Source organism: Nitratireductor sp. ATLC21, from assembly GCF_057196525.1.
This window is the reverse complement of sequence record NZ_JBXUOU010000002.1, coordinates 837,155-862,346: the sequence shown is the minus strand read 5'-3', so window position 1 is coordinate 862,346 and position 25,192 is coordinate 837,155. Positions and strand designations below refer to the sequence as shown.

The following is a 25,192-nucleotide window of genomic DNA, read 5'->3' as shown; positions in this document are numbered from 1 at the left end:
ATCGCTGGACGCGACCACACCACATCACTACATGTGAGCGATCTGAATTGCCTTTCTGGAGTTTCACATGGCGATCCGCATCAAAGCAAAGACCTATGGCCCCTTCACCACCGCCATCGGCCCCGGCAAGGTGATCCATGTCGACACCGCGCCCAAACAGAATATCGCCATCACCTCGCCCTCCACGGAAGAGGCTGGCACGCCCGTCGACTTCATGATCTCCGCGCTCGGTGCCTGCCTTGCCCTCTCCTTCCATCACGCCGCGCAGGAGATGAAGATCGATGTCGGGCAGGTCTCCGTCCAGGTTTCCGGCAAGAAGGCCGAGGACCTGCCCGACCGCATCGGCAGCTACGACGCCACCGTCTCGCTCGACACCATGCCCGGCGAGGAAGAGTGCGCGGAGCTGATCAAGCGCGCAAAGGCCCGCTGCACCGTATCGAACTCACTGAATGGTGAAGTCAACATGAAGATGGCTGGCTAACGGCGTTTCCGTCTTCAAATCATTGACGACGCCTTTCCCTTCTCTCATACAGAACCCGCCTTGCGGCAAACCATGGGAGGCAGGTGCATGAACTTCACGCGCGTCAACGGCGTCGTCATTCATCACGAAGTGCGCGGGACGGTCGGCAAGCCGGTTCTCGTGTTTTCCAATTCGCTCGGAACCGATTTTCGCATCTGGGATGCCGTCGTTGAACGGCTGGAAGCCGACTACCGCATCGTCCTTTATGACAAGCGCGGCCATGGTCTCTCCGAAGCCACGCCTCAGCCCTATGCGCTGACGGATCACGTCGACGATCTCGCAGCCCTGCTCGACCATCTCGACATCACAGGCGCGACCATCGTCGGCCTGTCCGTTGGCGGCATGATCGCGCAGGGGCTTGCCGCGCGCTGGCCGCATCTCGTCTCCCGCCTCGTGCTCTGCGACACAGGCCATAGAATAGGCCACGACGATCTGTGGAACAGCCGGATCGATGCCGTAAACGAAAAAGGCATCGCATCCATTGCCGACGGTATTCTCCAGCGCTGGTTCACGCCCTCTTTCCGCGCACCGGACAACGATGCTTTCGTCGGCTACACGGCCATGCTCACCCGCACCACGGTCGATGGCTATGCAGGCACGTGCTTTGCCCTGCGTGACGCCGATCTCACCGAATCCACCCGCGCCCTGAAACTACCCACGCTCTGCATCGTCGGCGACCAGGACGGTTCCACCCCGCCGGACCTCGTGCGGGAACTGTCAAATCTGATCGAAGATGCCCGCTTCGAAATCATTGCAGACGCCGGCCACCTGCCCTGCATCGAGCAACCAGAGGCGACGGCCGTCCTCATCGCAGATTTCCTGCGCGAAACAACACCCGACGCCTGAGCCGCCGCGCCCCGCATATAGGATGACAAGAGGACCCTGAATGAGCGACACCGTAAAGATCACCCGCGACAATGGCATTGCCGTCCTCACCCTCGACAATCCGCCGGTCAATGCACTCGGCCACGCGCTGCGCGCGCCGCTCTTCGAGGCGCTTGGCGAGATGAATGCAGACGATGCGGTTCAGGCCATCGTCATCACCTGCGCGGGTCGCACCTTCATTGCCGGTGCCGACATTTCCGAGTTCGGCAAGCCGCCGAAGGAGCCAAGCCTTCCCGACCTGATCGAAAAGCTGGAAAGCATCGACAAGCCCACCATCGCCGCGATCCATGGCACCGCACTTGGCGGTGGGCTGGAGCTGGCACTCGGCTGCCACTACCGTATTGCAGACAGGTCCGCGATGATCGGCCTGCCCGAGGTGAATCTCGGCCTCATTCCCGGCGCCGGTGGCACGGTGCGCCTGCCCCGCCTCGTCGGGCCGGAAGCCGCGCTGAAGATGATCGTCTCCGGCAAGCCCATCAGCATGGACGAAGCCGCGCGGCTCGGGGCGGTCGACCGCGTGGCCGAGAGCGATCTTCTGGCCGAGGCCGTGGCCTTCGCCCGCGACATGGCGGCATCGAAAAAGCCGCACATCCATATCCGCGCGCGCAGCGAAAAACTCGCCATCGACCTCGCCGCCTTCGATGAGGCCGTGAAGGCAGCGACGAAAAAAGCGCGCGGTCTCACCGCGCCGCACACGGCGGCAGAAGCCGTCCGCAATGCCATCACCATGGAATTCGATGCAGCCCTCGACCGCGAGCGCGAACTCTTTCTGGAGCGCCGCGACAGCGAAGAATCCGCCGCCCAGCGCCATCTCTTCTTCGCCACCCGCGAGGCAACCCGCGTGCCCGGCATTCCGCGCGAAACCGAGGCGCGAAAGATCGCGCGTGCCGGCGTCATCGGTGCCGGCACCATGGGGGCGGGCATCGCCATGGCGCTTGCCAATGGCGGCATTCCCGTCACCATTCTGGAGATGAACGAGGACGCCATCGCGCGCGGTCTCGCCCACATCGACAAGACCTATGCGGGATCGGTAAAGCGCGGCTCTATCACGGCTGAGGAAAAAGAGGCCCGCACAGGGCGCATCTCCGGCACCACCCATTATGCCGACCTTGCCGATTGCGACATCGTCATCGAGGCCGTGTTCGAGGATATGGGCGTCAAACGCCAGGTCTTCACCGCGCTCGACGGCGTGCTGAAGCCCGGCGCCATCCTTGCCTCCAACACTTCCTATCTCGATGTGAACGAGATCGCCGCCACCACCAGCCGCCCGCAGGATGTGGTCGGCCTCCATTTCTTCTCGCCCGCCCATGTGATGAAGCTTCTGGAGATCGTGCGCGGCGAAGAGACAGCCCCCGATGTCATCAAGAGCGCGCTCGCGCTCGCCCGAAAAATCGGCAAGGTTCCCGTCGTCGTCGGCGTGTGCAACGGCTTTGTCGGCAACCGCATGCTCGCCGCCCGGCGCGAGCAGAACGAGGACCTGCTCCTTTCCGGCGCGACGCCCGAACAGGTCGACCGGGTGTTCACCGATTTCGGCTGGCCCATGGGCCCGTTCCAGATGGTCGACCTCGCCGGTCTCGACATCAGCTGGAAACATCGCCAGTCGCAGGGCCTCACCGCCCCCATTGCCGACACGCTGTGCGAAGCAGGCCATTTCGGCCAGAAGTCCGGGCGTGGGTTCTATCTCTATGAAGAAGGCTCCCGCACGCCAAAACCCGATCCCTTCGTTCAGGATCTTATCGAGAAGAAGGCAGCCGAGCTTGGTGTGGAACGCCGCGAGATCAGCGCGGAAGAGATCACCGAGCGCACACTCTACCCGATGATCAACGAGGGCGCGAAGATCCTCGAAGAGCGCATCGCCGTCCGCGCCTCCGACATTGATGTCGTGTGGGTCAATGGCTACGGCTTCCCGGTCGCCAAGGGCGGGCCGATGTTCTGGGCCGAGCGCTTCGGCATCAAGACAATCGTCGAGCGGCTGGAGCACTGGCACCGGAAGACCGGCAATCGCGTTTTCGAACCCGCTCCCATCCTGCGTCAGCTCGCGCTGACGGGCGGTGGGTTCGGGGATCTTGTGTAAAATCACCCCGGGCAACTGCGCCACCATCAACCCTTGGCATTTTGACGGGCAGCCCCATATTCAGAGCGCTATCCATTCAAACAACGGAGCGGTCAGGATGACCGAGTTTACCCCCATAGCCTCACTCGCCGGTGGCGCGCTGATTGGTCTTGCCGCAGTGGTGCTTATGGCCTTCAACGGCCGGGTGGCCGGCATGACGGGCATTCTGTCAGGCCTCCTTCCCCCACAGGAAAACGCGTGGCATTGGCGCGCCGCTTTCATCATCGGCGCCATCGCCGCGCCACTGTTTCTGATGCTGAGCGGTACGGCAATCCCCTTCCAGGTGCCCGTCTCCACCGCCGCGCTCGTCATCGGCGGTGTTCTTGTCGGCATCGGTGTCACCTTCGGTAATGGCTGTCCGAGCGGACACGGTGTCTGCGGCATATCGCGCGGCTCCGTCCGTTCCATCGTTGCCGTCATCACCTTCATGGCCACCGCCCTCATCACCGTGTTCATCATTCGTCACGTGATCGGAGGCTGATCGATGAAACAGCTCGTCGCAGCCCTCATCGCCGGCCTTCTGTTTGGTGCCGGCATCGCGCTATCGGGCATGATCAATCCCGCAAAGGTACTGAATTTCTTCGATCTCGCGGGCACCTGGGATCCAAGCCTCGCCTTCGTGATGGGCGGTGGGCTTGCGGTCGCGGCCCTCGGCTACCGCCTCCTCTTCGGCGCGCGCGAAAAGCCCTTTTTTGCCGAGCGTTTCCAGCTCCCGACGCGAAGCGATCTCGACCCGCAACTGATCGGTGGTGCCGCCGTTTTCGGCATTGGCTGGGGCATTGCCGGCTTCTGCCCGGGTGCCGCGATCCCGGCCCTCGGGCTCGGCTATTCGGACACGATCGTGTTCCTCGCCTCGCTCATCGCCGGCATTCTCGTTGCCAAATCCCTCAAACGGCGCTTCTTTGCCGCCGGATAACGCGTCACTCTGTGAGGAAAACCATGGATATCAAGAAAATTTCGGACGACTACGCGGTATCCCCGCAGATCGCTCCCGAAGACGTCGCCGCCATCAAGCAGGCTGGTTACAAGAGCATCGTCTGCAACAGGCCCGATGGTGAGGACGCCGGACAGCCCACGGTCGAGACCATTTCGAAAGCGGCGAAAGAGGCCGGCTTGTCCTTCCGCCATGTACCGGTCGTCTCCGGGGCCATGACGCTCGAAGACGTGACCGATATGGCCGCCGCCCTCAAGGAACTGCCGGGCCCGGTCTTTGCCTATTGCCGCAGCGGCACCCGCTCGGCCAATCTCTACGGCATCATTCAGGAGCGCGGTCTCTAACCGCTCCGAAGCGATTTGGGTGGCAACAGCGCTGTGCGTGGTTCGACAAGCTCACCATGAGGGAGGGGGTAGGGCTGCAAGACCTGCCGGGAACATCAGCGACCAACTTCCAGGCAATACACCCCCTCCCTCATGGTGAGCTTCCTGAGTATGTCGAAGGGCGAACCACGCACCCCATCGATGCAACCCACCCTCCGATGCGCTGTCAGTAAAGCCAGCGCATCAGGAACAGCGAGATCGCCGGGAACAGCGTCAGGAGCGCCACGCGCAGAATGTCGCTGATCACGAAGGGCATCACGCCACGATAGGTGGCTGAGATCGGCGTGTCCTTTGCCATGGAGTTGAGCACGAATAGGTTCATCCCCACCGGCGGCGTGATCAGCCCCACCTCCACCACGATCAGAACGAGAATGCCGAACCAGATGGCAAACTCCTCCGGCCCCAGCCCAAAATCGAGGATCGTCACGATCGGGAAGAAGATCGGAATGGTGAGCAGGATCATCGACAGCGAATCCATCACGCAGCCGAATACGAGATAAAGCAGCAGGATCAGCGTCAGCACCATCCACGGGCTGTAGCCCTGCTCGCTCACGAACGCCGCCATCTGCTGCGGCACCTGCGCCAGCGCCAGAAACGAGTTGTAGAAGCCGGCCCCCAGCACGATGAAGAAGATCATCGCCGTGGCGGTTGCCGTGGCGAGGATCGATTCCACAAAGGTCTCGCGGGTCAGCCCGCCATTCACGAGCGCGATCAGCCCGGTGCCGGCGGCCCCCACGGCAGCGCCTTCCGTTGGTGTGAAAACGCCAAGATAAATGCCGCCGACCACCGCCAGAAACACCACCAGAACGGGCCACACATCAAGCAGCGCCCGCATCCGTTCCGCATAAGGCGCACGCTCTCGCGTCCCGGCAGAGTCCGGCCAAAGCCGCACATAGATCGAGATCGCCAGCATATAGCCGAAGGCGGCCAGCACGCCGGGCACGAAAGCGGCGACGAAAAGCTTGGCAATGTTCTGCTCGGTCAGGATCGCATAGATGACGAGGATGACCGATGGCGGAATGAGAATGCCAAGCGTGCCGCCTGCCGCCAGTGTTCCCGTGGCCAGCGCACCCGAATAGCCGTATCGGCGCAGTTCCGGCAGCGCCACCTGGCTCATGGTCGCCGCTGTCGCCAGCGAGGAGCCGCAGATGGCGCCAAAGCCGGCGCAGGCTCCAACCGCCGCCATGGCGACCCCGCCGCGCCTGTGCCCCATCCAGGTTTCGGCCGCCTTGAACAGCGCCCGCGACATGCCGCCCAGCGTTGCAAACTGCCCCATCAGCAGAAACAGCGGAACGATGGAGAGCGAGTAACCGGAGAAGGTCGAATAGGTTTCGTTTTTCAGCTTGGCCAGCACAGGCGTCACATTGCCGAACACGATCCAGCTTCCGCCAAGCCCGCACAGAAGCATGGCAAGACCGATGGGCAAGCGCAGAAAAATCAGAAGAAGCAGAAGCGGAAAGGACCAGAGGCCGATTTCAAGATTGGTCAATGGACGCTCCCCTGTCCGGGCTCCGGTATCGGTGTGCCCACCTTCAGTTCGCGATAGCGCACCAGGATCATGTAGAAAGAAACAACCACCGCAATGACCGCCGCCGCGAGACAGGCCGCATAGGGCCACCAGAGCGGGAACTGAAGGATGAAAGTGGTCTCGTTGTAGCTCAGCTTGTCGAGCATGCCGTGATAGAGCTGGAGGGCAATCAGAACCAGAACCAGCGTCATGATGAACTCGGTCACCAGGTCGATCATGTGGTTCACGCTGTTCGGCAGGAAGGTGGTGAAAATGTCCACCGTGGCATGGCCTCGATTGAGCTGGCACCATGGCAGGAACGCGAAAACCGCAAAGCCAACACCCGCCTGAACCAGTTCAAAATCGCCGGGCACGGGTCCAAGGCCAAAACGCACCAGTGCGCGGCCGGTGATGCTCGCCACGGTCATGATGATGACGGCCGCCAGAACGATGCCGCCCAGAATGGCCATCACTCTGGCCAGCCAGACAACGATGATCGATAATCTCATGCCCCGTCCCGTTCCATGGCTTTCCTGCGAAATTTTCTCATTCCCGCGTCGGGTTCGAAAACGTTAGCCAGCGGTTGCCGCATTCGCAAGCGTGGGTCCCGACACAAAACCGTTTCCAAAAAACGGGGCAGGCCTTGCAGCCCGCCCCGTCTCTTATAGCCGGTTCAGCCTCACTGATTGGTATATTTGTCGATCAGGGCACGGGCCTCGTCGATCAGCATCTGACCGTCGATCCCCTTGTCCTTCATCTCCGCCACCCACTGTTCATAAACGGGGGCAGCCGCCTCTTTCCAGGTTTCCGTGTCTTCAGCGCTGATCTCGATAATGTTGTTGCCGCGATCAACCGCGATCTTTCGGCTGGGAACATCCGCGCCAGCCTGTGTTCTGCCGGCAAACGCGGCAAATTCCTGACCGGAATTATCGTCCAGCACCTTTTTCAGATCGTCCGGCAAGCTGTCATACTTCGCCTTGTTCATCGCCAGAACAAAGGTGGTCGTGTACAGGGCGTGATCGCCGCCGAACTCCGTGTGGTTCGATACGAGCTCAGGCACTTTCAGCGCCGGCGTGACTTCCCAGGGGATTACGCATCCATCGATCACGCCTTTGGAAAGCGCCTCGGTGATCTGCGGCACCGGCATGCCGACCGGCGTCGCGCCAAGCTGGCCAAGCAGCGAGTTGATGATGCGCGTGGGTGCGCGGATCTTCATGCCCTTCAGATCCTCGAGATTCTCGATCGGCTCCTTGGAGTGAAGCATGCCAGGGCCATGAACCCAGACACCCAGAACATGTGTGTCCTTGAACTCGGTGTCCTTCATGTGCTTCTCGAACAGATCCCAATAGGCACGCGAAGTGGCCTCGGCATTCGTCATCATGAAGGGGAGTTCGAACACTTCAGTCGAGGGGAAACGACCCGGATTGGAGCCCGGCAGCGTCCATACGATGTCGACGATGCCGTCACGCGCCTGATCGTAGAGCTGCGGCGGCGTGCCGCCGAGCTGCATGGCCGGATAGCGCTCGATCTTGATGCGCCCGCCCGATTCCTGCTCCACCTTGTCGGCCCAGGGATCGAGCACCAGCTTCGGCACATTGGCCTGCGGCGGCAGGAACTGGTGCAGCCTGAGCGTCACCTCCTGCGCGAATGACGAAGCCGAAGCCCCGATAAGCCCGGTTGCTGCGACAGCAGCCGCCAGGGCCAGTTTTCTGACGGAAAATGGTTTCATGCTTCTCCTCCCGATTGCATGTCCCGAAACGTCGGTGATGACGCTCTATATTCTGCGGCAGGACCGCGCCCGGTCTCTCCAAGCCCTGCGCGACCGCCTGGGAGCCGAGTATCCACTGGAATCCCGCCTCCCGTCCACCGAGACTTTAGCGGAAATTATGTAACAATAAAGAGGCATTTCCGGCCATATTCGTAACAAAAAACATCAAAGCGGCAGGGCACCGGTTTCCTTGAGTGTTTCGAGCACGATGGCACTCTTCACGTGCTGCACTGAATCGTGCGGGAGAAGCACGCCGTTGACGAACTCCGACAGTGATTTCAGGTCGGGCGTCACCACTTTGAGAATATAATCCATTTCACCGGTGAGCGCGTGCGCTTCCTGCACTTCTGGCAGCCCTGCGAGCAGTTCACCGAACCGGCGCGCATTGTCGGGGTTGTGTGTCGCCAGCGTCACGGTGATGATATTGACGAGCGGGAAGCCCAGCCTGTCCCGATCGAGCATGGCCGCATAGCCGCGGATGTATCCCTCTTCCTCCAAACGCTGACGGCGGCGCGAACATTGCGAGGGCGAGAGGTTCACCCGTTCCGAGAGATCGTTATTGGTCAATCGCGCATCCACCTGCAAGAGAGATAATATCTTGCGGTCATAACCATCAACACGCGCATCAGCCATGCAATACTCCTCTTATATGCATGATAAGTGCGCATTTCTCCCAAAATACGACCCACAATGCAAGCCGTGTGCGGCCCAGGAGGCGTAAAATGTGTCCATGACGTGTGAACACGTCCAGTCCATGACGTGTGAACACGTCCAAATGTTCTCAGACGAGGAGGATTGAAGCCATGGGTCCGTTCCCGCACGATGCACCACCACCCAGGATCAGCGAAGAAAACCCCGCCGGCACTGACGGGTTCGAATTCGTCGAGTTCGCTCATTCGGAGCCGGAAAAACTCGCCGAACTGTTCACCAAAATGGGCTACATCGAAGTCGCCCGACACAAGACAAAGAAGATTTCCGTCTGGCGGCAGGGCGACATCAATTATATCGTCAATGCTGAGCCCGGCAGCCACGCCATGCGCTTTGTCGAGGATCACGGCCCATGCGCGCCCTCCATGGCCTGGCGTGTGGTCGACGCGAAACACGCTTTCGATCACGCGGTCTCAAAGGGTGCCGAGCCTTATGAAGGCGATGACAAAACACTCGACGTGCCTGCCATTGTCGGCATTGGCGGCTCGCTCATCTACTTCATCGACACCTATGGCGAGAAAGGCTCGGCCTACGACGCGGAATTCGAATGGCTGGGCGAGAAAAACCCGCGGCCTGAAGGCGTCGGCTTCTACTACCTCGATCACCTCACCCACAATGTCTATCGCGGCAATATGGACAAGTGGTGGGATTTCTACCGCGAGCTCTTCGGCTTTTCGCAGATCCACTATTTCGACATCGATGGCCGCATTACGGGCCTCGTCTCCCGCGCAATCACCTCGCCTTGCGGCAAGATCCGGATACCGCTCAACGAGTCCAAGGACGACACGAGCCAGATCGTCGAGTATCTGAAGAAGTACAAAGGCGAAGGCATCCAGCACATTGCGGTGGGCACCGATGGCATCTACGACGCCACCGACAGGCTCGCCGACAACGGGCTCAAATTCATGCCTGGCCCACCGGAAGTTTACTACGAGAAGAGCTTCGACCGTGTGCAGGGCCATGACGAGCCAATCGAGCGCATGAAAAAGCACGGAATCCTGATCGACGGCGAAGGCGTGGTGAATGGCGGCATGACCAAGATCCTCCTGCAGATCTTCTCAAAGACCGTCATCGGACCGATCTTCTTCGAGTTCATACAGCGCAAGGGCGACGAAGGCTTCGGAGAAGGCAATTTCCGCGCCCTCTTCGAAAGCATCGAGGAAGACCAGATACGCCGCAGCGTCATCAAGGTCGACGCCGCCGGTTAGCCCACCCGGACAATGCCGGGAAACAAATAAAAAAGGCCGTCTCAAACGGCCTTTTTTATTTGCCGACTATATTAAATACAGGAAAAATACACCCGGCGACCACGATTACTCCTATAAAAAACATGAAATCGTTCAAAACCTTTACTCAATATTACCTTTTTTGACGTGACGGACGGCGCGATGATGTCTTCTGGCCAAAAAGGTAAGGAGCGCAACATCATGCTAAGGGCATTAGGACAGGTGTCACGCCGCGAACTCCTGACGATGATCGGTGCAGCCGCCGGCAGCGCCGCCCTCTATCAGGCTATGACGACGCTTGGACATGCCCAGCCATCCCCGTATCAGGGTCCAGTCAAGCTCCAGGGCGACCCGGGGACGGTAAAGGTTCTCATTCTCGGTGCGGGCCTGGCCGGAATGGTGGCTGCGCTGGAATTACGGGCGGCCGGCTATGAAGTCGAGGTGCTCGAATACCGGGAGAAAGCGGGCGGCCGGTGCTGGACCTTACGTGGTGGCGATACCTATACCGAGCTTGGCGATTTTCGTCAGGAGATCGGGTTTGCCGAAGGCAATTATTTTAATCCTGGGCCTTGGCGCATTCCCCATCATCATCACGCAATTCTGGATTACTGCCGGCGTCTTGACGTCAAACTCGAACCTTTCATTCAGAAAAATCACAACGCCTATCTCCACTCCACCACCGCATTCGGCGGCAAGCCCCAGCGGTTTCGAGAGATCGCTACGGATTTTCGTGGTCACACCTCCGAGCTACTCGCGAAGGCCGTCAACCAAGGCAATCTCGACGAGATGGTTAGCCAGGAGGACAAGGAGAAGCTTCTCGAAGCCCTGCGCACAAACGGAATGCTCGACAAGGACTTTGGCTACGTCAAAAGCCAGCACACCAGCGAATTTCGCGGTTTTCAGACATGGCCAGGCGGGGGCGCGAAACCAAATCCTATCCCCTCCGATCCGATCGCGCCGGGCGACATTCTTCAATCAGGCCTGTGGAGATGGCTGGGTGTAGCGGAAACGGTCGATCATCAGGAAACCATGTTTCAGCCGGTCGGCGGCATGGACATGATCGCCCAGGCGTTCGAACGCGAGATCAAGGATCTGATCCGCTACAATGCGAAGGTCACCTCCATCAAACAGGATGAGACCGGCGTCACCGCCATCTATCAGGACATCAGCACCGAAGGAGAGCCCCTGGAAGCCCGCGCCGATTGGTGCATCTGCACCATCCCGTTTTCCATACTCGGGCAGATCGAGAACAATTTCTCAGACGGGATCAAGAGCGTGATCGACAAGGTTCAGTACGCCGGTGCCGTCAAGATCGGGCTCGAGTTCAACCGTCGTTTCTGGGAAGAGGACGAGCATATCTATGGCGGTATCTCTTACACGGACCTCCCCATCGCACTGATCGGCTATCCGTCGAGTGATTATCTTTCCACCGGTAAGGGTCTTCTCGTCGGTGCTTATAATTGGGACACAGCAGCCTACCAGTTTGCCTCTATGTCCCCGGAAGAGCGCATCAGCAAGGCTCTCGAGGATGGCGCGATGATCCACCCGCAATACCGCAAGGAGTTCTCCAGCGGCGCAAGTGTCGCATGGTATAGGGTGCCTTGGGCGCTCGGTTGTTACGGTGTCTGGGACGACAGGGAGGCAGACTATACCCAAGCGACCACCCTGGATGGGCGCACCCTGATGGCCGGCGAGCACCTCTCTTATCTGCCGGGATGGCAGGAAGGTGCCATTCTTTCAGGGCTCGATGCGATTTCCCGCCTCCATGCCCGGGTCATGAGCGGTTGATCCCCTGTAGAAAAGGAGCCTGCCATGCAATCGAAAAGCAAAGCGCTTTGCATCGCCGCTTCAATGTTTTTCGTGCCGCCAGCGCATAGTGAGGAAGCCGCATTCTTCGGCGACCGTGAGAAAATAACCGTTACCGGCGGTGAAAACATTTACAAGGCCATTTGTCAGGGGTGTCATATGCCGGACGGCAAAGGCGCCAGCGGCGCCGGCCGCTACCCCTCACTGGCAGAGAACAAAAACCTGGAACATCCAGAGTATGCGATTTTCGTCATCAAGAGCGGTCAGAAAGCCATGCCGGCAATGGAAAACCTGCTCAGCGATCAGCAAATCGCTGATGTGGTCGCCTATATCCGAACCAACTTCGGCAATGATTATTCCGGAGAGGTCAGTGTGGATCAGATCGCTCCACCCTGGCCCTGATGGTTGACGTACGAGCGCCCATCCATCCCTCTCGCCTATTTCTCTTGCGCCGCCTTCAAGACGGCGTGGATCACCCCCAAATCACCCACCTGGTTGGCCAAAAGCAGCACCAGTTTTGCGTTGAGGCGTGCGCTTTCCTCAAAGCTCAGCCCCTCATGCGCCTTCATCAGCGCCGCATAGAAATCATCGCCTGCCGGTCCCAGCCGGTCTCGGCCGATCTCGCTTTTCTCCATCTCATTCCCTCCCCATCGCCCGGGTCATGGCCGCGGCGATCTCATGTGCGTCGGGCGTCTTGAAAATTGCCGCAACATGCTGGTCCGGCCGCACCAGATAGAGCAGCCCCGCACCGTAGCGGGCGACAACAGCGCCTTCGCAATCCTCCACATATGCCAGGCCATCCATGCCTCTCCCGCCGGGCCTTGTTACCTGCACCACGTGCAGCCCCGCCGGCAGACCAAGCGGTGGTTCGCAATCGACGGCCAAAAGCACGAAGCCGCCACCCGTCTCACCGAGCAGCCAGGAAGGCTTCCCACCTGCCAGCACCGGCGCATCGGCAAGCGCCATGCCCGGCGCAAGCGGCCCCTCGCCCTCCCATTCTGTCTGAAGCCGGCATCCCGCCAGCGAACACGGCTTGGAAAGCCTGCCCGAATTCACCAGCCGCCGCGCGAAATCGTGCTTTGCCGAAAGGGCCAGAACACTGTCGCGGAAGATGCGCTCCATCGTGCTCTTCGGCGTCATGAAAGAGGTCGAGCGCGCCGAGTGGAGAATGTTCTCGTCAGCGCCCAGAATGCGCTCTTCGTCATAGGTCGCAATCAGCGAGGCCAGTGCCTCGCCCTTCACCACCAGCGCCAGCTTCCAGCCCAGATTGTCGATGTCCTGAATGCCGCCATTGCCGCCGCGCGCGCCAAAGGGCGAAACGATATGCGCGCTGTCGCCGGCAAAGATCACCCGGTCATGCACGAAGCGCTCCAGCCTGCGACACTGGAATGTATAGACAGACACCCAGTCGAGTTCGAAATTCGAATGGCCGATCACTTTCTCGATGCGCGGTATGACATTCTCCGGCTTCTTTTCCTCATCCGGATCGGCATCCGGGCCCAGCTGCAGGTCGATACGGTAAATGTCGTCCGGCTGCTTGTGGAGAAGTGCGGACTGCCCGTTGTGAAAGGGCGGCTCGAACCAGAACCAGCGCTCGGAGGGAAAATCCGCCTTCATCTCCACATCGGCGATCAGAAAGCGCTCCTCAAACACCTGCCCTGCAAAGTCGAGCCCCATCATGGAGCGCACGGGCGAGCGCGCGCCATCGCAGGCGATCACCCAGGCGGCGTCCATTTCATAGGCGCCGTCCGGCGTTTCCACCCGAAGGCGCACATCGCCGCCCGTCTGCTCAAGCCCGACAACCCGGTTTTTCCAGCGCAGATCAATCCGGTCGGAAAGCTCACCCGCCCGTTCCACCAGATATTGCTCGACATAATATTGCTGCAGGTTGATGAAGGCGGGCATCTTGTGCCCCTCCTCCGGCAAAAGGTCGAAGTTCCACACCTCACGGTCGCGGTGAAAAAGCCGCCCGACCTGCCAGGTCACGCCCTTCTCAACCATGCGCTCGCCCACACCCAGCCGGTCGAAGATCTCAAGCGTGCGTTTGGACCAGCAGATGGCCCGGCTGCCCAGGGACACAACGTCGTTGTCGTCCAGCACGACCGCGGAGACTCCGCGCTGTGCCAGGTCGATCGCTGCCGCCAGCCCCACCGGCCCCGCGCCGACGATGACCACCGGATATTGCCCCACATGCCCGCCGGCAAGTTCCGGAGGCTTCATGTATGGAAAGGGGTTGTACGCGTAACGCGGCATTGAAATTCACCCTCCCTTCGCAGCCATCCCCCTTAGGAGGAGCAGCTCGAACCCATTTTTCTCGTATTCACCAAAGTGCCACCACGGTGTTTGCAAACCACATGCCAATGGCCACGATCAGAAGTCCGTAGCCAACGCGCACCATCAAGCGCGACAGGCGGTAGCGCCCTCCGGCTCCGATCCCTTCCGCAAAGGAGCGCAGTTCTCCCTCGATATAGGCACGCATGTGTTTTTCACCGCGCTTGTCCGGCGCACGCCGCATGGAAAGAAACCGCGTGAGCGCTTCCTCATCACTCCAGCCGAAGCGCTGCTTCTCCAGCACGAAGGAAAGCCGCAGAAGTCCCCACCAGCCCAAGGCCACAAACCCAAGACCGATCAGGAACGCTGCGCCAACCCACACGCCATTCATGGTTTCCTCCCGGGCTCGCGATCAGCCCTGCAATGCCTCCCACATCTGCCGGTCGCGCTCTGCCGTCCAGATACGCGGCGTGTCGATGCCGAGCGCCTCGTCATAAGCCCGCGCCACATTAAAGGGCAGACAATGTTCGTAAATCGCATAGTCGGAGAATTTCGGATCGCACACCGCCCGGCAGGCGTCCCATGCTTCCTTCAGCGTGCCGCCGCCCTGCGCCACGCGCGCCACCGGCTGATAGGTGGACATCACGAAATCACTGGTCAGATCCAGCGCCTCGTTGACCATGGCCTGCCCCACCAGCGCGCCACCGCGTCCCGGTGCAATGGCGTCAAGGTCGAAGGCGCGGATCTCCTCCAGCGTCGTCGGCCAGTCGTGAAAATGCCCGTCGCCGCAATAGCAGGCCGAATGATGCTCCACGATATCGCCGGTGAACATCACATTGGCATCGGGCACGAACGCCACGATGTCGCCAGCCGTATGCGCCCGGCCAAGGAACATCAAGTCCACCCGGCGCTTGCCCAGATACACCGTCATGGAACTGGAAAACGTGGTCGTCGGCCAGGTCAGGCCGGGGATCGATTCATGGCCCTGAAAGAGACGCGGGAAGCGCACGAATTCTGAATCCCAGTCTTCCTGGCCCCGCTCCACCACCATGGAACGGGCCTTGTCGCTCATGATGATGGTCGGCGCCTTGTAGGCAGAAGCACCCAGCACACGCACGGCATGGTAATGCGTCAGCACCAGATGGCTGATCGGCTTGTCGGTGACAGAGCGCACCTTCTCGATCACCTTCTCGGCCAGCCTCGGTGTCGCCTGTGCCTCGATGACCATCACCGACTCGTCGCCGATGATGATGCCAGAATTGGGATCACCCTCGGCCGTGAAAGCCCATAAATCCCTTCCAATCTCGTCAAACGAAATGGTTTTTTCTGTCAGGTCACCTGCGGATGCGAACTCTTTGGCCATAACGCGCCTTTCTCATTGACTACACTATGCCCCGACGACGACTGCCAGGGACTTCAGGATGTTCCAGGGATCAAGCGCACTGAACAAGACTGCGGACACCGCCGAAATCAGCGTCCAGGCGATCATCAGGCGGGTCAGTATCGAACCACTGTCGATCCGGTATGCCCGCCTCGAGAGCCATACATTCACGCCGATGACGGTCATCACGAAGATGAAGGACAACGTGATGCCCAGCCATTGAGGCGCGGTGGTGTAAAGCGCATCAAAAACTGACTTCAACAACCACGCCAGGATGGAAATCCCGACAAGATTGAATACCGCGAAAATAAGCGCCGTGCGCTTGAGAGGGGTCAGTGCCATTCTTTAGGGCTCCTGATATTCCTCGACGCGTTGTTCGATCGCACCGAAGATGGAATGGCCCCCACTGTCTTTCATCTCGATACGCACCGTATCCCCAAAGCGCAAGAAAGGCGTCTTCGGCTTACCGTGTGTTATCGTCTCGATCATGCGGATTTCGGCAATACAGGAATAACCGACACCACCTTCCTCGACCGGTTTGCCCGGCCCCCCATCGAGCTTGTTTGAAACCGTGCCCGAACCGATGATCGCGCCGGCGCAGAGCGGGCGGGTCTTGGCGGCATGGGCAATCAGCGTCGGAAAATCGAAGGTCATGTCGATGCCCGCGTCGGCCCTGCCAAAGGGTTTACCGTTATAATCCACGCAGAGCGGCAGCGAGACCTTGCCGCCATCCCATGCCTCGCCGAGTTCATCAGGCGTTACCGCAACCGGCGAGAAGGCCGAAGACGGCTTCGACTGGAAGAAGCCGAAGCCCTTGCCGAGCTCCGCCGGAATCAGCCCGCGCAGCGATACGTCGTTCACCAGCATCACCAGTCGGATCGCATCCCGCGCCTGTTCCTTTGTCGCGCCCATCGGCACGTCGTCGACGATGACCGCCACTTCGCCTTCCATGTCGATGCCCCAGGCCTCGTCAGCCACGCGAATGGGGTCGCGTGGTGCCAGAAAAGCATCCGACCCGCCCTGATACATCAGCGGATCTTCCCAGAAACTCGAAGGCATCTCCGCCCCACGCGCCTTGCGTACCAGCTCCACGTGATTGACGTAGGCCGAGCCGTCCGCCCACTGATAGGCGCGCGGCAATGGCGAATGCGCATCATGCTCGTGAAAGCGTTCGGCAGGCACCGAGCCGTGCTCCAGGCTTTCGGAAAGGGCTGCCAAATGCGGCGCAATGCGCGCCCAGTCGTCCAGTGCCGCCTGCAGCGTCGGCGCAAGGAAGGATGCGTCCGTGCAGCGTGTCAGATCGCGGGAGACGACAACCAGCCTCCCGTCGCGCGTTCCGTTCTTGAGCGTGGCGAGTTTCATGCAGTGTCCTTTATGCGTTGGGGGAGACGCGCAATCGGCGCAGGTCCAGCGAACCGGCGCCGATCATATCTTTTGTGGCCGCTCCGGTCGATCAGGACCAGTCGCCTTCCGGCGTGCCGTTGAAACGCTTCTTCAGATCCTTCCAGCAGTCGATGTAGTTCTCCTGCAGCGTGTCCGTCTCGGCGGCGTAGCGCGTCAGATGCTGGGGAAAACGTGTCTCGAACATGAAGGCCATGGTCTCTTCCAGCTTGACCGGCTTCAGATCCGCCTGGCTCGCCTTCTCGAAGCCGAAGGCGTCCGGCCCGTGCGGAAGCATCATGTTGTGCAGTGAGGCGCCGCCCGGCACAAAGCCCTCTTCCTTGGCGTCATACTGGCCTTTTATCAGCCCCATGAACTCGCTCATGATGTTGCGGTGATACCAGGGCGGGCGGAATGTATGCTCGGCCACCATCCAGCGCGGCGGGAAGATCACGAAGTCGATATTGGCCGTTCCCTCTTCGCCCGAGGGGGCCGTCAGCACGGTGAAAATCGATGGATCGGGATGGTCGAACAGGATCGCACCGACCGGTGAGAAGGTAGAAAGATCATACTTATAGGGCGCGTAATTGCCGTGCCAGGCCACCACGTCCAGCGGCGAATGATCGATCTCGGTCACATGGAACTGGCCGCACCATTTCACGAACAGCCGGCAGGGCTTTTCCTTTTCCTCATACCAGGCGACCGGCGTCTTGAAATCACGCGGGTTGGCGAGGCAGTTCGCGCCGATTGGCCCACGATCCGGCAGAGTGAATTTCGCGCCGTAATTCTCGCACATATAGCCGCGCGCCGGCCCGTCCATCAGCTCGACCTGAAAGATCATGCCGCGCGGCATAACGGCGATTTCGCCGGGCTCGATCTCGATGATGCCCATCTCGGTCTTCAGCCGCACACCGCCCTCCTGCGGCACCAGCATCAGCTCGCCATCGGCATTGAAGAAATACTCGTCCACCATCGAAATGTTGAAGGCATAGATATGGGCTGCCATGCCCACCTGCCCCTGCACATCACCCGCCGTCGTCATGGTGCGCACCCCGGAAAGGAAGTCGGTTTCCTGATTGGGGATGGGTGTCGGGTCCCAGCGCAATTGACCAAGCGCCAGTTGGTGGTCGTTCACATTGGGCGCAGATTTCCATTCATCGAAACGCACGGCCTTGAAGCGCCCCGTATGTTTCACACTCGGACGAATACGATAGAGCCAGGAGCGTTCATTCGTTCCGCGTGGAGCCGTGAAAGGAGACCCAGAAAGCTGCTCTGCATAAAGCCCATAGGCTGGCCTCTGCGGCGAATTCTGCCCCTGCGGCAGCGCGCCCGGCAGGCTCTCCGTCTCGAAATCATTGCCGAAACCCGGCATATACTGCACGGTCATAAGATCCTCCATGCAAGAGGGAATTCAGGAATTGGTTGCAATCGTAACCATGGCGAATGTAACTATCAATGGAATCGGAGAGGAAACCGCGAAGGATCACAGTCTCCCATGTCTCAATCTTCCCAGTCTCAACCTTCGAAGTCTCAACCTTCGAAGTCTCAATCGACGACGCTTGCCCTTGAGAACTTCCTGCCCTATCGCCTGACCCGTCTCACCGATGCGATCAGCCGCGATTTCTCGCAGGCCTATCGTGCGCGCCTGGGTCTGACGCGGCCCGAATGGCGCACGCTCGCCACCATCGGTCAGTTCGGTACGATGACGGCAACCGAGATCGGCGCGCATTCCTCCATGCACAAGACCAAGGTGAGCCGCGCCGTCGCCTCGCTGGAGACACGCCGCTGGCTTGTGCGCACACCCGATCCGCAGGATCGCCGCGTCGAACGACTGACACTCAGCAAGACCGGCCAGAAAGCCTATGAAGACATGGTGCCCGTGGCCCGGTCCTTCGAAACGAAGCTGCTTGACCGCATGAAGCCCAAAGAGCGCGCAGCCCTGCTTGAAGGCCTTGAAGCACTGGAACGCACGACCTTGACGGAGTAGCGCTCGCATCCCATATTTATGGTCAAATTGACCAGTCAAAATGACCATCGAGATGAAAACACTGACTGCAACAGAAGCAAAGTCCCGGTTCGCGGCCCTTCTTGGTGATGTGGAGCGGGGCGAGACAATACTCATCACACGTCACGGCAAGACCGTGGCGCGCATTGTCCCCGATCAGATCGAGACGGCTGCGCAGACACGCGCTGACAATGCGATCCGGAAGCTGCGCTCCCTGCGCGATACCCTTCCCAAAACCGGAACCTCACTGGACGACATGCTTGCATGGAAACATGAGGGTCACCGCTATTGACGCGGTTCGTGCTCGATGCGTCAATTACTGCCGCCTGGCTTCTGCCCGATGAGGATCATGACCTGGCCCTGGCCGTGCAGGAAAGTCTTCTCACCTCGCAGGCCATCGTGCCGCCGATCTGGTGGTTCGAGATATGCAACCTGCTTGTCATGTGCGAGCGTCGAAAACGGCACACGCCGGCCATCACACAGACCATCCTCGATGCGCTTTACGACCACCCCATCCTCGTCGATGACGACATCGACCCTGAGGCAATGCTACGCCTCAGCCGCGCGCACGGACTGACGGTCTATGACGCCTCCTATCTGGAGATTGCACAACGCCACGCCGTGCCGCTGGCGACGCTCGACCGCAGGCTGGCACAAGCAGCGATCGCCGAAACGATCCCCCTGTTCGCCTCGTAAGCGACTACCAGCTCATCACCACCTTGCCGGCCTTGCCGGAGCGCATGGCGTCGAAACCGTCGCGGAAATCATCCGCCTTGATGCGGTGCGTGATGAGATCGCGCACATCGAGCCGCGTCTGCACCAGCGCGATCATCTTGTACCAGGTCTCGAACATCTCGCGCCCATAGATGCCCTTCAGGTGCAGCATCTTGAAAATGACCTTGTTCCAGTCGATCTCGAAACCCGCCGGCGCGATGCCCAGAATGGCGATCTTGCCGCCATTGTTCATCGCGTCGATCATGTCGCGGAAGGCGGGTGCCGCGCCCGACATTTCAAGCCCCACATCGAACCCCTCGGTCATGCCGAGCTGGCGCATCACTTCCGGCAGAGTTTCGTCTGCCGCGTTCACCGTGTGCTGCACGCCAAGCTTCTTGGCAAGCTCCAGCCGGCCGGGATTGATGTCGGTGATCACCACCTTGCGCGCGCCCACGGCCTGCGCAACCAGCGCGCCCATGATGCCGATCGGCCCCGCCCCCGTCACCAGCACATCCTCGCCCACGAGATCGAAGGACAACGCGGTGTGAACGGCATTGCCCAGCGGATCGAAGATCGCCGCGATCTCGTCTGGAATGTTGTCGGGGATCGGCACCACATTGTGCTGCGGCAGAGCGATGAATTCGGCAAAGGCGCCGGCGCGGTGAACACCCACGCCCAGCGTGTTGTGGCACAGATGCCCGCGGCCTGCCCGGCAGTTGCGGCAATGGCCACACACAATGTGGCCCTCGCCGGAAACCCGCTGACCGGGCTTATACTCGGTCACCGCCGAGCCCACTTCCGTCACCTCGCCGACGAATTCATGCCCCGTCACCAGCGGCACCGGCACGGTGTTCTGCGCCCACTCGTCCCAGTTCCAGATATGCACATCCGTGCCGCAGATCGCCGTCTTGCGCACCTTGATGAGCACATCGTTCGGTCCCACCTCAGGCACCGGAACCCGCTCCATCCAGAGCCCTTCCTCCGGCTTCGATTTCACGAGCGCCTTCATCATGTTGGACATGGTCGATTATCCTTCCAAAGCGAAATCTGCGATCCGCGCCTACCCGATCACCCCAAGCTCACGCCCCACTTTCGCAAACGCCTCCACCGCGCGATCGATATCGTCGGCCGAATGCGCCGCCGACATCTGCGTGCGGATGCGGGCAGCCCCCTTCGGCACCACGGGGAAGGAGAAGCCGATCACATAGATGCCCTCTTCCAGAAGCCGCGCCGCCATCTTTTCCGCAAGGGCCGCATCGCCCAGCATCACCGGAATGATCGGGTGATCGGCACCGGCAAGCTTAAACCCGTTTTTCTCCATGCCCGCGCGAAAGCGCGCCGCATTGTCGTAAAGCCTTTTGCGCAAGGCTCCGCCGCCCGCCACCATGTCGAACACTTTTAGCGAAGCCGCCGCAATCACCGGCGCCAGCGTGTTGGAAAACAGATAGGGCCGCGAGCGCTGGCGCAGCCAGTCCACCACCTCCGCCTTCGCACAGGTATAGCCGCCAGACGCCCCGCCCAGCGCCTTGCCGAGCGTGCCCGTCATAATGTCGACCCGGCCTTCCACGCCGCAATGCTCCGGCGTGCCGCGCCCGTTTTCGCCCACGAACCCGACCGCATGGCTGTCGTCCACCATCACCATCGCATCGTATTTTTCCGCGAGATCACAAATGCCCTCAAGATTGGCGACGATGCCATCCATGGAGAAAACGCCATCCGTGGCAATGAGCCTGAAGCGCGCGCCCTCGGCCTTCTTCAGACACTCTTCGAGCGCTGCCATGTCGTTGTTGGCATAGCGGTGGCGCTCGGCCTTGCAAAGCCGCACGCCATCGATGATCGACGCATGGTTGAGCGCATCGGAGATGATCGCATCCTCCGGCCCCAGCAGCGTCTCGAAAAGCCCCGCATTGGCATCGAAGCATGAGGAATAGAGGATCGTGTCCTCATAGCCCAGAAAGCCCGAAATCTTCGCTTCCAGCGCCTTGTGCTCTTCCTGCGTGCCGCAGATGAAGCGCACCGAGGCCATGCCATAGCCATAGCGGTCAAGCGCGGCCTTCGCCGCCTCGCGCAATTCCTCATTGTCGGCAAGGCCCAGATAATTGTTGGCGCAAAAGTTCAGCACCGTCCGCCCGCCGCTCTCGATCTCGGCCGACTGCATGGAGGTGATGACCCGCTCGGATTTATAAAGCCCGGCCTCCTTCAGGCCATCGAGTTCCAAGCGCAGATGGGAAAGAAAGGACGCGGTCATGAACACCTCGGATCGAACGGGGACAGGCTTTCCCTCCTCTACTACAGAGTGCCGCCGCTTTCGACCACCTGCTTTTCTGCAACGCTCCTCTCCACCCACGTCATCCCGGGCTTGACCCGGGACCTATTGAGAAGCGCGGCCGCGCCCCGCAGAAAGCACGCAGCGTTGTGCAGAGTGAAAACTGGGCCGTGCCCTCCCACATTCCGCCAATGGGTCCCGGATAGCCTCCGGCTTCCGGGATGACGCGAGAGGTGGTCCACAGAAAGGGACAGGTGCCGCGCCGCCCGCCCCTCACCCTTACCCTCTCCCCGCACGCGGGGAGAGGGGACCTCAACGTTCCAGCCAATCTCAAACAACGAGCCCAGCCTCTCCACCTCCTCCTTCTCCCCGTTCACGGGGAGAAGGTGCCGGCAGGCGGGTGAGGGGCGAGCGCCACCCACAACAAAAATGGGCAGGCACCGCAGCACCCGCCCCTTCTCAATCCCAGCGCCAGATGCGCGCGCTCACCCGATCAGAAAAACGCCTGCAGCCCCGTCTGCGCGCGGCCGAGGATCAGCGCGTGAACGTCATGCGTGCCCTCATAGGTGTTCACCGTTTCCAGGTTCTGCGCATGGCGCATCACGTGATATTCGATCTGGATGCCGTTGCCGCCATGCATGTCGCGCGCCATCCGCGCAATCTCCAGCGCCTTGCCGCAATTGTTGCGCTTGACGACCGAGATCATCTCCGGCGCCATCTTGCCCTCGTCAAACAGCCGGCCAACCCGCAAGCTCCCCTGAAGCCCGAGCGCGATTTCCGTCTGCATGTCGGCGAGCTTCTTCTGGAAAAGCTGCGTCTGCGCCAGCGGCTTGTCGAACTGCTTGCGGTCGAGCCCATATTGCCGCGCCCGGTGCCAGCAATCTTCCGCCGCCCCCATCGCGCCCCAGGAAATGCCATAGCGCGCGCGGTTCAGACAGCCGAACGGCCCGCCAAGCCCTTCCGCATTGGGCAAAAGCGCATCCTCGCCCACGTCCACGCCGTCCATCACGATCTCGCCGGTGATCGAGGCGCGCAGCGAAAGCTTGCCGCCGATCTTCGGCGCGGAAAGCCCCTTCATGCCCTTTTCCAGCACGAAACCGCGGATCTTGCCGCCATGGGCCGCCGATTTCGCCCACACCACGAACACATCGGCAATCGGCGAATTGGAGATCCACATTTTCGAGCCGGTGAGCCTGTAGCCGCCGTCGATCTTGTCGGCGCGCGTCTTCATGCCGCCGGGGTCGGAGCCCGCATCCGGCTCGGTCAGGCCGAAACAGCCGATCCATTCGCCCGACGCCAGTTTCGGCAGATATTTCCTGCGCTGTTCTTCCGAGCCATAGGCATGGATCGGGTACATCACCAGCGAGGACTGCACGCTCATCATGGAGCGATAGCCCGAATCGATGCGCTCCACCTCGCGCGCCACCAGCCCGTAGGACACATAGCCGGCCCCCACGCCGCCATATTCCTCCGGCACCGTCACGCCCAAAAGCCCCGCCGCACCCATCTCGCGGAAGATTTCCGGGTCGGTTTCCTCGTTCATATATGCATGCTCGATGCGGGGTGCGAGCTTGTCGGCGGCGAAGGCGGCTGCCGCATCGCGGATCATGCGCTCTTCATCGGTGAGCTGCTCTTCCATGAGGAAGGGGTCGTCCCACACGAATGTCGATCTGGACGATTTCGCCGCGGATTTCTGTGCTTCCATGTTCATTCATGCCTTCCTGATGCGGTTGCGCTCTTTCAAGCCTTCTGCAGCCAGATGGTCTCACCTGACCTCCGCGCAAATGCGGAAAAACCCTTTGCCAGAGCGTGCCTTGCGCGCCGCAAGGGCGCTTGCACTCCTGACGCCTGAGCGGAGCATACAGCATCTTGCGCCAGATTGCTTCAAGCTTAAAATGATTTTTTGGAAGGGGATTGTGACGGGAGGGGATGGATGGGGGGATTCACTCGTAGCGAAATCAGACACTATGCTTGCCCATCAAAGAGCAGGCGCGCTACCGAATGAAAAGCCATTTCAATTAAGTGATGTTCGGCATATGGTTATGCCCCGCAAGCAAAAAAGTGCTATTCTATGTACGATCCAACATTTAGCAGCGCGACTCTCGCCAGGCACTTAAGTAAAAGTGACTTTTTGAAGTATCCTATATTAAGAAACAAATCCCAAAAGGATGCGCTAATTGCTCAAGCCGTCATTACTGCACGGGATGGTTTCCCTTCCTTGCCAATGACGCCAAATAACTTGTCTGGCCGAACCATCTATCAAGTAAATGACTTGGCGGCAGATCTGGTGCTGCGAAAGGCTGCCCAGAACATTCGGAGGATCACTGCGTCCAAGCAGGGAAGTCGGATTGAGATTATACGGCGCCTAAAGTTGCTCTGCGAAGAAGGGCTGCCTTTTACCCTTGCCAAGATGGACATTAAAAATTTTTACCCGTCTGTTAATCAGGATTTGTTGTTGAGCCAACTCAGCAAGAGGCTCAGGACTGCACCAAGCACGAGGTCGGTTGTTGGCTCATTGATTGAGCAATGCAGAGCCCAATCGCTGAACGGTTTACCGCCAGGTTTGGCAATAAGCGCTGAACTTAGTGAGTTCTACATGCAAGATTTTGACGAAAGAATACGGGAGCAACTTAATGTGCACTACTTTGCGCGATATGTTGATGACATCGTGATCATACTACCTGAACTTGATAAGCCAGCCTTACTTAAGATGCATATCCAGAAATATTTACCAAAAGGATTGAAATTAAATCTTTCTAAATCAAATATCTACCAGTTTAATAAGGAAAATGTAAACACCCCTACCGTTGAACACAACTTCGACTACTTAGGATTCAGGTTCAGCGTCTATCAAGTAAATAAATCGAAATCCGCATTTCGTCGAGTTGAGATAGATATCGCCCCCTCCAAGGTACGAAAGAACAAGACGCGAATTATAAAATCTCTCCTTCAATATTTGAGTGACGGAAATTTTGACGATCTTAAGGATCGCGTCAGTATTTTGACCTGTGGCTATCAATTCTTCGACGTGAGAAAAAAAAAGAAGCGAAGCGCGGGCCTGCAACACACTTACAGCTTGATCGACAGTCATTCACCGGCACTTAAGGAGCTCGACAGGTTTTACTTGGGTATGGTTCTGTGTCGCACAGGAGCAGTCGGCAAGAGGCTGGCACACGCCCTGACCAACCGCCAGAGAAAAGAACTTCTCAAGTACTCTTTTGTCAATGGGTTCGCTAATCGTATTCACGTCCGGTTCAACGCTGATCGTTTGGCCTACCTTACGGAGTGCTGGAAGTATGCCTAGCAAGCGAAAGTCACGGGTAAA

At 59.7% G+C, this 25,192-nt stretch carries 27 protein-coding genes; 13 read left to right on the top strand and 14 right to left on the bottom strand.

Going from position 1 to position 25,192, the window contains the following annotated elements; genetic code table 11:
* The first annotated feature begins 67 nt into the window (after positions 1-67).
* From AC2CHD_RS11710 to AC2CHD_RS11685, 6 genes are all read left to right on the top strand, one after another.
* Positions 68-481 carry an OsmC family protein gene (locus tag AC2CHD_RS11710; protein WP_484553824.1) on the top strand — a complete coding sequence of 138 codons (414 nt, stop codon included), beginning with the start codon at positions 68-70 and terminating at the stop codon, positions 479-481.
* Positions 482-568: 87 nt separating this feature from the next.
* Complete coding sequence (gene pcaD / locus AC2CHD_RS11705; RefSeq protein ID WP_484553823.1) at positions 569-1,366, top strand: 3-oxoadipate enol-lactonase; 798 nt, start codon at positions 569-571, stop codon at positions 1,364-1,366.
* A gap of 40 nt (positions 1,367-1,406) precedes the next feature.
* On the top strand, positions 1,407-3,479 hold the full coding sequence (locus tag AC2CHD_RS11700) for a 3-hydroxyacyl-CoA dehydrogenase NAD-binding domain-containing protein (RefSeq protein ID WP_484553822.1): 2,073 nt from the start codon (positions 1,407-1,409) through the stop codon (positions 3,477-3,479).
* A gap of 97 nt (positions 3,480-3,576) precedes the next feature.
* A complete protein-coding gene (locus AC2CHD_RS11695) occupies positions 3,577-3,999 on the top strand; it encodes a YeeE/YedE family protein (protein WP_484553821.1) in 423 nt (140 codons plus the stop codon).
* Between the two features lie 3 nt (positions 4,000-4,002).
* Positions 4,003-4,434, top strand: coding sequence for a DUF6691 family protein (locus AC2CHD_RS11690; protein WP_229447766.1), 432 nt, complete (start codon positions 4,003-4,005; stop codon positions 4,432-4,434).
* A gap of 23 nt (positions 4,435-4,457) precedes the next feature.
* Positions 4,458-4,796, top strand: a complete 339-nt coding sequence (locus tag AC2CHD_RS11685; protein WP_484553820.1) for a protein tyrosine phosphatase family protein — start codon at positions 4,458-4,460, stop codon at positions 4,794-4,796.
* 205 nt (positions 4,797-5,001) lie between these two features.
* On the opposite strand, the gene AC2CHD_RS11680 is transcribed toward AC2CHD_RS11685, so the two are convergent.
* The 4 genes from AC2CHD_RS11680 to AC2CHD_RS11665 form a co-directional block, all read right to left on the bottom strand.
* On the bottom strand, positions 5,002-6,324 hold the full coding sequence (locus AC2CHD_RS11680) for a TRAP transporter large permease (protein WP_484553819.1): 1,323 nt from the start codon (positions 6,322-6,324) through the stop codon (positions 5,002-5,004).
* The gene (locus AC2CHD_RS11675) at positions 6,321-6,851 is read right to left on the bottom strand and encodes a TRAP transporter small permease (RefSeq protein WP_484553818.1); all 531 of its coding nucleotides are present in this window, start codon (positions 6,849-6,851) and stop codon (positions 6,321-6,323) included. The genes AC2CHD_RS11680 and AC2CHD_RS11675 overlap by 4 nt, the downstream gene beginning before the upstream one ends.
* A gap of 170 nt (positions 6,852-7,021) precedes the next feature.
* Positions 7,022-8,071 (bottom strand): TRAP transporter substrate-binding protein, encoded by a 1,050-nt coding sequence (locus tag AC2CHD_RS11670; protein WP_484553817.1) that lies wholly within the window; start codon positions 8,069-8,071, stop codon positions 7,022-7,024.
* 204 nt (positions 8,072-8,275) lie between these two features.
* A complete protein-coding gene (locus tag AC2CHD_RS11665) occupies positions 8,276-8,743 on the bottom strand; it encodes an Lrp/AsnC family transcriptional regulator (protein ID WP_484553816.1) in 468 nt (155 codons plus the stop codon).
* A gap of 170 nt (positions 8,744-8,913) precedes the next feature.
* Between AC2CHD_RS11665 and hppD the strand changes: the two genes are divergently transcribed.
* The 3 genes from hppD (at position 8,914) to AC2CHD_RS11650 (ending at position 12,252) form a co-directional block, all read left to right on the top strand.
* The gene (hppD, locus tag AC2CHD_RS11660) at positions 8,914-10,026 is read left to right on the top strand and encodes a 4-hydroxyphenylpyruvate dioxygenase (protein ID WP_484553815.1); all 1,113 of its coding nucleotides are present in this window, start codon (positions 8,914-8,916) and stop codon (positions 10,024-10,026) included.
* A 219-nt stretch (positions 10,027-10,245) separates the two neighbouring features.
* Positions 10,246-11,832: a flavin monoamine oxidase family protein gene (locus AC2CHD_RS11655; RefSeq protein WP_484553814.1), complete on the top strand. Its 1,587-nt coding sequence runs from the start codon at positions 10,246-10,248 to the stop codon at positions 11,830-11,832.
* 24 nt (positions 11,833-11,856) lie between these two features.
* Entirely contained in the window at positions 11,857-12,252 is a 396-nt protein-coding gene (locus AC2CHD_RS11650; protein ID WP_484553813.1) for a c-type cytochrome, read from the top strand.
* Between the two features lie 35 nt (positions 12,253-12,287).
* Here the strand turns inward: AC2CHD_RS11650 and AC2CHD_RS11645 are convergent, their stop codons facing one another.
* The 7 genes from AC2CHD_RS11645 to hmgA all read right to left on the bottom strand — a co-directional run bounded on the left by AC2CHD_RS11645 (position 12,288) and on the right by hmgA (position 18,269).
* Positions 12,288-12,485, bottom strand: a complete 198-nt coding sequence (locus tag AC2CHD_RS11645; RefSeq protein WP_484553812.1) for a DUF2783 domain-containing protein — start codon at positions 12,483-12,485, stop codon at positions 12,288-12,290.
* 1 nt (position 12,486) lies between these two features.
* Positions 12,487-14,103: an FAD-dependent oxidoreductase gene (locus AC2CHD_RS11640; RefSeq protein ID WP_484553811.1), complete on the bottom strand. Its 1,617-nt coding sequence runs from the start codon at positions 14,101-14,103 to the stop codon at positions 12,487-12,489.
* A gap of 67 nt (positions 14,104-14,170) precedes the next feature.
* Entirely contained in the window at positions 14,171-14,512 is a 342-nt protein-coding gene (locus AC2CHD_RS11635) for a hypothetical protein (protein ID WP_484553810.1), read from the bottom strand.
* A gap of 21 nt (positions 14,513-14,533) precedes the next feature.
* Complete coding sequence (locus AC2CHD_RS11630) at positions 14,534-15,484, bottom strand: MBL fold metallo-hydrolase (protein ID WP_065816257.1); 951 nt, start codon at positions 15,482-15,484, stop codon at positions 14,534-14,536.
* Positions 15,485-15,508: 24 nt separating this feature from the next.
* Complete coding sequence (locus tag AC2CHD_RS11625) at positions 15,509-15,844, bottom strand: hypothetical protein (protein WP_484553809.1); 336 nt, start codon at positions 15,842-15,844, stop codon at positions 15,509-15,511.
* A gap of 3 nt (positions 15,845-15,847) precedes the next feature.
* Positions 15,848-16,864 carry a fumarylacetoacetate hydrolase family protein gene (locus tag AC2CHD_RS11620; RefSeq protein ID WP_484553808.1) on the bottom strand — a complete coding sequence of 339 codons (1,017 nt, stop codon included), beginning with the start codon at positions 16,862-16,864 and terminating at the stop codon, positions 15,848-15,850.
* Positions 16,865-16,955: 91 nt separating this feature from the next.
* On the bottom strand, positions 16,956-18,269 hold the full coding sequence (gene hmgA, locus AC2CHD_RS11615; protein ID WP_484553807.1) for a homogentisate 1,2-dioxygenase: 1,314 nt from the start codon (positions 18,267-18,269) through the stop codon (positions 16,956-16,958).
* A 108-nt stretch (positions 18,270-18,377) separates the two neighbouring features.
* Here hmgA and AC2CHD_RS11610 point away from each other — a divergent pair, with 108 nt between their 5' ends.
* Genes AC2CHD_RS11610 through AC2CHD_RS11600 form a run of 3 tightly spaced genes read left to right on the top strand, consistent with a single transcriptional unit; the run spans position 18,378 to position 19,583 of the window.
* A complete protein-coding gene (locus AC2CHD_RS11610) occupies positions 18,378-18,869 on the top strand; it encodes a MarR family winged helix-turn-helix transcriptional regulator (protein WP_484553806.1) in 492 nt (163 codons plus the stop codon).
* Positions 18,870-18,921: 52 nt separating this feature from the next.
* Positions 18,922-19,179, top strand: coding sequence for a type II toxin-antitoxin system Phd/YefM family antitoxin (locus AC2CHD_RS11605; protein WP_484553805.1), 258 nt, complete (start codon positions 18,922-18,924; stop codon positions 19,177-19,179).
* An 8-nt stretch (positions 19,180-19,187) separates the two neighbouring features.
* Entirely contained in the window at positions 19,188-19,583 is a 396-nt protein-coding gene (locus tag AC2CHD_RS11600) for a type II toxin-antitoxin system VapC family toxin (protein ID WP_484553804.1), read from the top strand.
* Between the two features lie 4 nt (positions 19,584-19,587).
* Here the strand turns inward: AC2CHD_RS11600 and tdh are convergent, their stop codons facing one another.
* From tdh to AC2CHD_RS11585, 3 genes are all read right to left on the bottom strand, one after another.
* Positions 19,588-20,622, bottom strand: coding sequence for an L-threonine 3-dehydrogenase (gene tdh, locus AC2CHD_RS11595; RefSeq protein ID WP_065816263.1), 1,035 nt, complete (start codon positions 20,620-20,622; stop codon positions 19,588-19,590).
* Between the two features lie 39 nt (positions 20,623-20,661).
* Positions 20,662-21,849, bottom strand: a complete 1,188-nt coding sequence (locus tag AC2CHD_RS11590; protein ID WP_484553803.1) for a glycine C-acetyltransferase — start codon at positions 21,847-21,849, stop codon at positions 20,662-20,664.
* A 511-nt stretch (positions 21,850-22,360) separates the two neighbouring features.
* Positions 22,361-23,572, bottom strand: a complete 1,212-nt coding sequence (locus AC2CHD_RS11585; protein ID WP_484554236.1) for an acyl-CoA dehydrogenase — start codon at positions 23,570-23,572, stop codon at positions 22,361-22,363.
* A 366-nt stretch (positions 23,573-23,938) separates the two neighbouring features.
* Between AC2CHD_RS11585 and drt3a the strand changes: the two genes are divergently transcribed.
* The gene (gene drt3a / locus AC2CHD_RS11580) at positions 23,939-25,171 is read left to right on the top strand and encodes an antiviral reverse transcriptase Drt3a (RefSeq protein WP_484553802.1); all 1,233 of its coding nucleotides are present in this window, start codon (positions 23,939-23,941) and stop codon (positions 25,169-25,171) included.
* Positions 25,172-25,192: the final 21 nt, after the last annotated feature.